The organism is Legionella sp. km772 (assembly GCF_003989735.1).
GTDB lineage: Bacteria > Pseudomonadota > Gammaproteobacteria > Legionellales > Legionellaceae > Legionella.
This window is the reverse complement of the sequence record NZ_RZGQ01000143.1, coordinates 1-7357: the sequence shown is the minus strand read 5'-3', so window position 1 is coordinate 7357 and position 7357 is coordinate 1. Positions and strand designations below refer to the sequence as shown.

Here is a 7357-nt window from a genome sequence, read left to right as displayed (position 1 = left end):
AAACTCATTTAAATCACTTTGCTATTAAGTACAAATTGATTCTTAGAGCGAACCAGATTGCTTGGCAGGAGCTTAAAAATATGGCAGCTTAAAATTGACCGTGCGTAACATGAGTAAAATATATAAATGCGAGGCGTCTAGCCGTCTTAGAACATTATGGGGATCCACAAACAATAGGGGAAAGTGTTAATCGATTGATAAATTGGGCAAAAGCACAAACTATCAATGTGAGGCCTAAACCTGGTGAGGCTTTTGGATTTGCCTACGATGATCCTCAAACTACGCCAGCTGCCAATTTTCGTTTTGATTTGGCCATTACTGTACCTCAGCAATTAAAATTGGAGGGCGAAATTATTGAAAAAAACCTACCTGCTGGACGTTACGCTGTGGCTGTGCATAGAGGTACCCGTAGTAATATAGGAGAAACGGTGTATGGATTATACCGTGACTGGCTGCCGCAATCTAATGAAACTTTAGGGGACTTGCCTTGTATTTTTTGTTACTATAATTTTGATCACGAGGTAGCAGAAACAGAATTAATCACTGAATGTTGGTTATTATTAAAATAGGCAATCTTGGCTCAACCAAAGTTGGGCCAAAATCGCGTTAATTTTTCTTAATGCTAGAACAAGGAAGGATAAATGATTGAGCTTTATTATTGGCCGACACCCAATGGACATAAAATAACTATTTTTCTTGAAGAGTGCGGCTTAAAGTACGGAATAAAACCGGTAAATATCACTAAGGGTGAGCAATTTACGGAAGATTTTTTAAAAATTTCACCCAATAATCGCATGCCAGCAATTATTGATTTTAATACTAAAGATAATAGACCTTTAGCCATTTTTGAATCCGGTGCAATTCTTCTTTACCTTGCAGATAAAACAAAGCAATTCTTACCACAAGAGGATATTCATGCTCGTTATAAGGTGTTGCAGTGGTTGTTTTGGCAGGTCGGAGGTTTAGGACCAATGGCTGGGCAAAATCATCATTTTTCTCATTACGCACCCCAGCGAATTGATTATGCAATAGAGCGTTACGTCAAGGAAACGACCCGCCTTTATTCGGTATTAAATAAACAACTAGAAGGCCGTGAATATATTGCTAATGAGTATTCAATTGCCGATATGGCCAGTTATCCTTGGATTGTTCCTTATGAAAATCAAGGACAAAAATTGGATAATTACCCTTATTTAAAGCAGTGGTTTCACCGAATGCAGGCAAGACCAGCTGTACAAAGAGCTTATGAACAAGCAAATAATATCCAAACTGACAAGGAATTGAGTGAGGAAGCAAAAAGGATCTTATTTAATTTAGGAAAATAAAAGTTAGCCTAGGCTAACTTTTCATAATTAATTGATCTTAAACATTTTATTACAGCATGTAAAAAATTATTACTTCCCTGAATATCTTTTATAGTTTATTAAAAAATCCTGCATTAATTTACGAAAATTACTATTGTAAGCTGCTAAATTTAGTTATGATGATACTCTTCATGATTTTACGGTTTTTAAATGCGCTCAAAAGCACTTTTACTTTTAACCCTAATTTGGTCTTTAGTAACCTATGCTAATGATGTAAATATTTCTACTGTCTCTCAAAATGACACTACTATATTTTTTCTTCAAGCTGGTGCATTTAATTTCGAAAAAGACGCTCAAGCCCGGGCTAAAGAATTAGCTGAAAAAACACAACAAAAAATTGAAATAAAAAAATTAGCTGATAAACATCTTTATTTAGTTCAAGTGGGACCTATTGACGATTATCAAACTGCACGCACATTAAAAGAACAATTATCAAAAAATGATAAACCACGCACCAATGATGCCAATAATAGTTCATCACTATTGGCCGCAAACCAATATACCAATAAAGCTCCAACCCCTATTAATAATTCTCAAAATAGCAACGACATCCCTGAGCAAAGTAAATTATGGAATTTAAGGAATGCAGACATTAGAGCGGTAATTACGGAAGTATCGCGGGTCACGGGAAAAAATTTTATTGTGGATCCCAGAGTTCAAGGAAAGATATCGATAATATCGACCACAGCAATTTCTAATAGGGAACTTTATCAAGTTTTTTTATCAGTCTTACAAGTTTCTGGTTATGCGGCTATTCCTAATGGCGATGTAATTAAAATTATTCCTAATATCGATGCTAAAACACAATCTTCTGACTCGCTTAATGATCTGCGCAATCCACCTCGCGGCGATGACATGATGGTTGCTGTGGTGCCTGTTCATTATGTTCCTGCTGAGCAGCTTGTACCTGTTTTGAGGCCATTAATGCCTCAATGGAGCAGCATTTCAGCTTACGCCCCTTCGAACATGCTTATCTTATCTGGACGCGCTAACAATATAAAAAGTTTAGCTAACATCATAAAACAAGTAGACAGCTCATCTTCTTCTGATATTGATATGATTCCTCTCAAACATGCATTAGCTATGGATGTAGCCAATACCTTGAAGGACTTAATAAAAACTCAAGCAAATACGGGCCGCTCTCAAATCAGCATTACTAATGATGATAGAAGCAATGCTATTTTGGTTAGTGGCAGCAAGACCGATCGCATTAGAATTCGAATGATTATTTTAAAGCTGGACCAAAAAAGCTCACAAGGACTTAACTCTAATACCCAGGTGGTGTATTTACATTATTTAAGAGCAGAAGATCTCGTTCCCATCCTTGCAGGAATTGCTCAAGCCAACTTTAGCGGCAATGTGGGTACCACTATCGGAAAAATAACCCGCCCCGCTTTAGATAGTACTAATCCTGCGTCTAATCTTGCTACTGGAAACTCTCAAAATGGCCTAACTGATTCAGGCGCCAATCAAACTCAAGCGCCCAGCCCAGAGGCTACTGATAATACGACCTCAGCCACCACACAAAATGAAGGCACGACTAAACCCACAGTGCAAATTATTGCTGAACCCAATACGAACTCCATTATTTTAAATGCCCCAGCTTCTATCATTCGCATTTTAAAAAATGTGATTCATAAACTCGACATTAAACCAGCGCAGTTATTAATTGAAGCCATTGTGGCTGAAGTAAGCCAAGAAGATGCTAATAACCTAGGAATAGAATGGGGTAGCAATGGCCAATCTGGCAAAGCTTCCAGTTTTCAACCAGGTTTTGCAATTATTAACAGTAAAACCAATATTAATGATTTCCAAGCCCAAATTTATGCCTTAGCTAGAGAGAAAAAAGCCAATATTTTATCAACACCATCGGTTGTGGTGTTAGACAATCGACAGGCAAAAATTTTAGTAGGTAAACAGGTTTCTATCGCATCGACCACCTACCCCAATAATGCAGGCGGCACTACTACCGCAAGCCCTTATACTACCTTTGATCGAGTCAATGTAGCCTTGCATCTTTATGTAAGGCCGCAAATAACTTTAGGTCAAGGCATTCAAATGCAAATAGATCAAGGAAATGATACCTTAGATCCCCCTAGTACTACCGTGGTAGGGGCCAACCCCACCTTTAAAATAAGCAGTATCGTTACCTCCGTACATGTACAAAGTGGTGATATTATTGTCTTAGGAGGATTAACCCAGGATAGCTTAGGCGATGATAACAACCGCTTGCCTATTTTAGGGGATATTCCTGGAGTTGGACGATTATTCCAAAGAAATCTACGTACGCGAGAAAAAAGAGTGCTCATGGTATTCATTAAACCCATTATCTTAAGGAACGAACGAGAAAACTTACAAGTTACTGGTGAAAAATATAATGATACTCGTCAATATCAACTAGATTGGCTGCGCTCAGAAGAGGCATTCCATCAATCTGATAATGAGGCAGTATTAACCCCCTTAACCCAAGCAAACCTACCTCGACCATTTACTGACCCACCACCAGCATGGTTACAAACTAAATAGATCATAACGATGGAAAAAGAAGAGAAAATAGTTACCCTACCTTATAGTTTCGCAAAAAATAATGGGGTAGTGGTAGGCGAATTTAAAGAGGGGCGGGCTTTAGTTTATCATTTGCCTAGCGCCACCTTTAATGTGTTTGCTGAGGTTAAACGATTATTACAATATGAATTAGAGTTAGAAGCTGTTGATGAAGAGCTTTTTCAGCAACATCTAGCAAATGTGTATCAATCAAAGTCATCCATTTTAGATGCAGCAGAGGGAATGGAAGGCGATATAGACTTATCACTTCTTGCTAGTCAATTACCCATGAGTGAAGATCTTTTAGAAAACCAAGATGATGCCCCTATTATTCGACTTCTTAATGCATTATTTACGCAAGCAATTAAGCAAAAAGCTTCCGATATCCATATTGAAACTTATGAAAATCGCGTTTTAGTAAGAAACCGTATTGATGGGGTTTTGCAGGAGGTATTAGAAATCCAAAGAGCTATTGCTCCTTTAGTTATTTCACGTGTAAAAGTAATGGCTAAATTAGATATTGCAGAAAAGAGGATCCCGCAAGATGGGAGGATCTCTCTTCGTATTGGCGGTCATAATATTGATGTGCGGGTATCAACCCTTCCTTCCAATCACGGTGAGCGAGTTGTTCTTAGAATTTTAGATAAGCAAGCAGCTCAACTAGATTTAAATCTCTTGGGAATGGCTGAAGACACCGCCCAAAAAATTCGCGCAATGATCTCTGAACCCCATGGAATTATCTTAGTAACAGGACCAACCGGCTCTGGAAAAACCACCTCGCTATATGCCATGCTCACTGAACTTAATCAAGTAACCCGAAATATTTTAACCATTGAGGATCCTATTGAATATGATTTGGCAGGTATAGGCCAAACTCAAGTAAATACCAAAGTACAAATGACCTTTGCCAAAGGATTAAGAGCTATTTTACGACAAGATCCGGATGTCGTAATGATTGGGGAAATTCGAGATTTAGAAACCGCCGAGATTGCTGTCCAAGCAAGTTTAACAGGCCATTTAGTCCTTTCCACTCTTCATACTAATAGCGCTCTGGGAGCTCTTAACCGCCTTCGTGATATGGGTGTTGAATCCTTTCTTATGTCCTCAAGTATTATTGGTTTAATCGCTCAACGCCTGGTCAGAAAGCTATGCCCTTATTGTAAAACACCTCATGAACTTCGAGAGGATGAGCGTGAATTAATGGGCTTAACTCAGCAAACCGATACCTCCAATGTTTTTGAACCAAATGGGTGTGATTGGTGCAATCATCTAGGTTATAAAGGACGTACCGGGATTTATGAAATTATTCCAATTGATGAAACACTTAGAGGTATGATTCATCGAAACGAAAATATTCAGATTTTAGAAGGTCACATTCGACCCAATACTCCCAGTATCCGAGAAGATGGGTTTAAACGTGTATTGATGGGCGATACCTCTTTAGCAGAAATATTAAGAGTTACTAGTCACAATTAAATAGATCTAGATAAAGTTATGCCTTCTTGAAGTATAATTTATCCAAGCGCATGGTAAATTGCATTGAGTAGTTTGATTTCCACACTTGAAGCAGTCGATGTTGGAGTACTTGGATTTTGAATCGCTTTAGTAAAGCCACTAAGGTTGGTTGAACGAGTATTATTATCGCTGGTAATTAAATTTTGGTAAAAGCTGCTAATTGATGCGCTTGTATTATCTTGGTTTAAATTGGGTTTATTATAATTTGTCGAATTATAAGAACCCGAATCTAGGGTAATGAGCTGTTTAAGTCCTACTGGCTCTACTCCATTACTAGTCAACTCTTTTATTTTTTTAATGGTTAAATCCAATTGAGAAAGATCTACAGGCTTTTGTATTAGATTAAGTTCATTACCCTCAACCGCAGTATTAACATTAGATTGGGTTTTATTATCTTTACTCGTATTTAATAAATCCAAAATACTAATAGGACTTGCTTTATCACTATTCAAAAGTTCCTGAAGTTTTTTAAGCATATCATTAAGAGAGGTAGGCTTTGATTGTACAATCAAAGTTATAAGGGTATTTAAACTATTACCTTCAAATCCCATCTGTTTTAGCCAATCTATTACTTGACCATCGACTTGAACAAAACGGTTATCATCAACGGGCGGATTAGGATTAAAAATAGGATAACCTCCACCGCCCGAACTCCCCCCACCTCCCGAGGGGCTCGCTGGTTTAGGCTTATTGGTAACACTCAATAACACATCATTAAAATCAAAATCGCCTCCGCCTTTTGCATCCTCAAACCCAATTACGGAAGTATTTTTAGCTTTCTTTACGATGGCATGAACGGTGCCATCAACATTACTCCCTGCTGCACCAGTGCGATAAAAACCACCTATGCCATTATCTATGCCAAACTCAACCGGAGTCCCAGCAGCGATCACACCAATATTATAATTTCCGGTTTGATTATCCGTACCAATATAGTGGCGGGTTTTGAAGTTATCTGTCGACCAATAAACTTTGTTGACATTATCTGAATCAGAACGTTTTAAGGTCACAACAACTTGTCCCCCATTAGACACAAAAGCAGCATTGGCTGTGACCTTTTTACTTGCGCTATTTCCGGTGACTTTAACATTGGGTTTACTTGTTGTATTCGTGTTTGCAGTATTCGCGCTCCCTGATTTCGTTGGTGCATTGATGTTAATTGCTGCCAAAATATGACTAAATACGTTGTGGTTGCTGGCATTATTTGCACCGGTGTTCTCATCAATGCCTATGAGGGAATTTAAGGACTTACTACCCTGATCAATTGTAATATTCATACTGATTATCCACCAAGTATATTTAAAGGCACAATTCCTGGAATTCCCTAACCATGTTGAACAACAAATAGGTGTACTTGAATAGTCCGCAATACACTAATAAATTATTTTATCTGTTTACTGAGGATTTACTCTCCACTTAACTTATATTTTTTTGTAAAAAATTATTTAGTATTTGAGCTGCTATGCTATTCCCAGGTTTATTACCAGTGTTCGCAAGCTCTTGGTTTAGTTTCTTAGTAGAACTAACTTCTTGTTCTTGATTAATTTCATTCGCATGGTTTAAGTGTCCATTATCCCTAGGTTTACTTAATTGGAGGGTATTATCTTTAAAGAAATAATCTCTACCCTCACCTAACTGACTACTTGCATTATCTCTTTGCGTAGCGACAGGTGAATACCTGTTACTCTCTCCTGTCTGCTGAATTTGATTTATATTTCGTTCATTATGGGCTTTCTTAAGGCTATCTAGGGTAAATTTGGTGTTGAAATAATCTTGGGTAGTTAAATTGTCTTGTGTTTTCTTTGTATTATAGGTGATATAGGCGCGGATTTTTAGACGAAAAAAAGGTATTTTTAAGAGCTATTCTTCTAATATAAGAGGGGAATAGAATGACCAAAAAGCGAAATTATTACACTGCATCAAAAAAATCAAAA

The 7357-nt window shown here is 37.6% G+C and carries 5 protein-coding genes; 4 read left to right on the top strand and 1 reads right to left on the bottom strand.

What is annotated here, in order from left to right:
• Positions 1 to 122 precede the first annotated feature (122 nt).
• The 4 genes from ELY15_RS12085 (at position 123) to lspE (ending at position 5384) form a co-directional block, all read left to right on the top strand.
• On the top strand, positions 123 to 569 hold the full coding sequence (locus tag ELY15_RS12085) for a GyrI-like domain-containing protein (protein WP_127100371.1): 447 nt from the start codon (positions 123 to 125) through the stop codon (positions 567 to 569).
• Between the two features lie 72 nt (positions 570 to 641).
• The gene (locus ELY15_RS12080) at positions 642 to 1325 is read left to right on the top strand and encodes a glutathione binding-like protein (RefSeq protein ID WP_127100369.1); all 684 of its coding nucleotides are present in this window, start codon (positions 642 to 644) and stop codon (positions 1323 to 1325) included.
• Positions 1326 to 1514: 189 nt separating this feature from the next.
• Positions 1515 to 3890 (top strand): GspD family T2SS secretin variant LspD, encoded by a 2376-nt coding sequence (gene lspD, locus ELY15_RS12075; RefSeq protein ID WP_127100367.1) that lies wholly within the window; start codon positions 1515 to 1517, stop codon positions 3888 to 3890.
• 9 nt (positions 3891 to 3899) lie between these two features.
• Complete coding sequence (lspE, locus tag ELY15_RS12070) at positions 3900 to 5384, top strand: GspE family T2SS ATPase variant LspE (RefSeq protein WP_127100365.1); 1485 nt, start codon at positions 3900 to 3902, stop codon at positions 5382 to 5384.
• Between the two features lie 38 nt (positions 5385 to 5422).
• Here the strand turns inward: lspE and ELY15_RS12065 are convergent, their stop codons facing one another.
• Positions 5423 to 6700, bottom strand: coding sequence for a DUF4114 domain-containing protein (locus tag ELY15_RS12065; RefSeq protein WP_127100363.1), 1278 nt, complete (start codon positions 6698 to 6700; stop codon positions 5423 to 5425).
• Positions 6701 to 7357 lie beyond the last annotated feature (657 nt).

What these genes read in the sequence shown, in the direction of transcription:
- ELY15_RS12080 (WP_127100369.1), top strand. Translation starts at nt 642, where the DNA reads ATGATTGAGCTTTATTATTGGCCGACACCCAATGGACATAAAATAACT.
- lspD (WP_127100367.1), top strand. Translation starts at nt 1,515, where the DNA reads ATGCGCTCAAAAGCACTTTTACTTTTAACCCTAATTTGGTCTTTAGTA.
- lspE (WP_127100365.1), top strand. Translation starts at nt 3,900, where the DNA reads ATGGAAAAAGAAGAGAAAATAGTTACCCTACCTTATAGTTTCGCAAAA.
- ELY15_RS12065 (WP_127100363.1), bottom strand. Translation starts at nt 6,700, where the DNA reads ATGAATATTACAATTGATCAGGGTAGTAAGTCCTTAAATTCCCTCATA.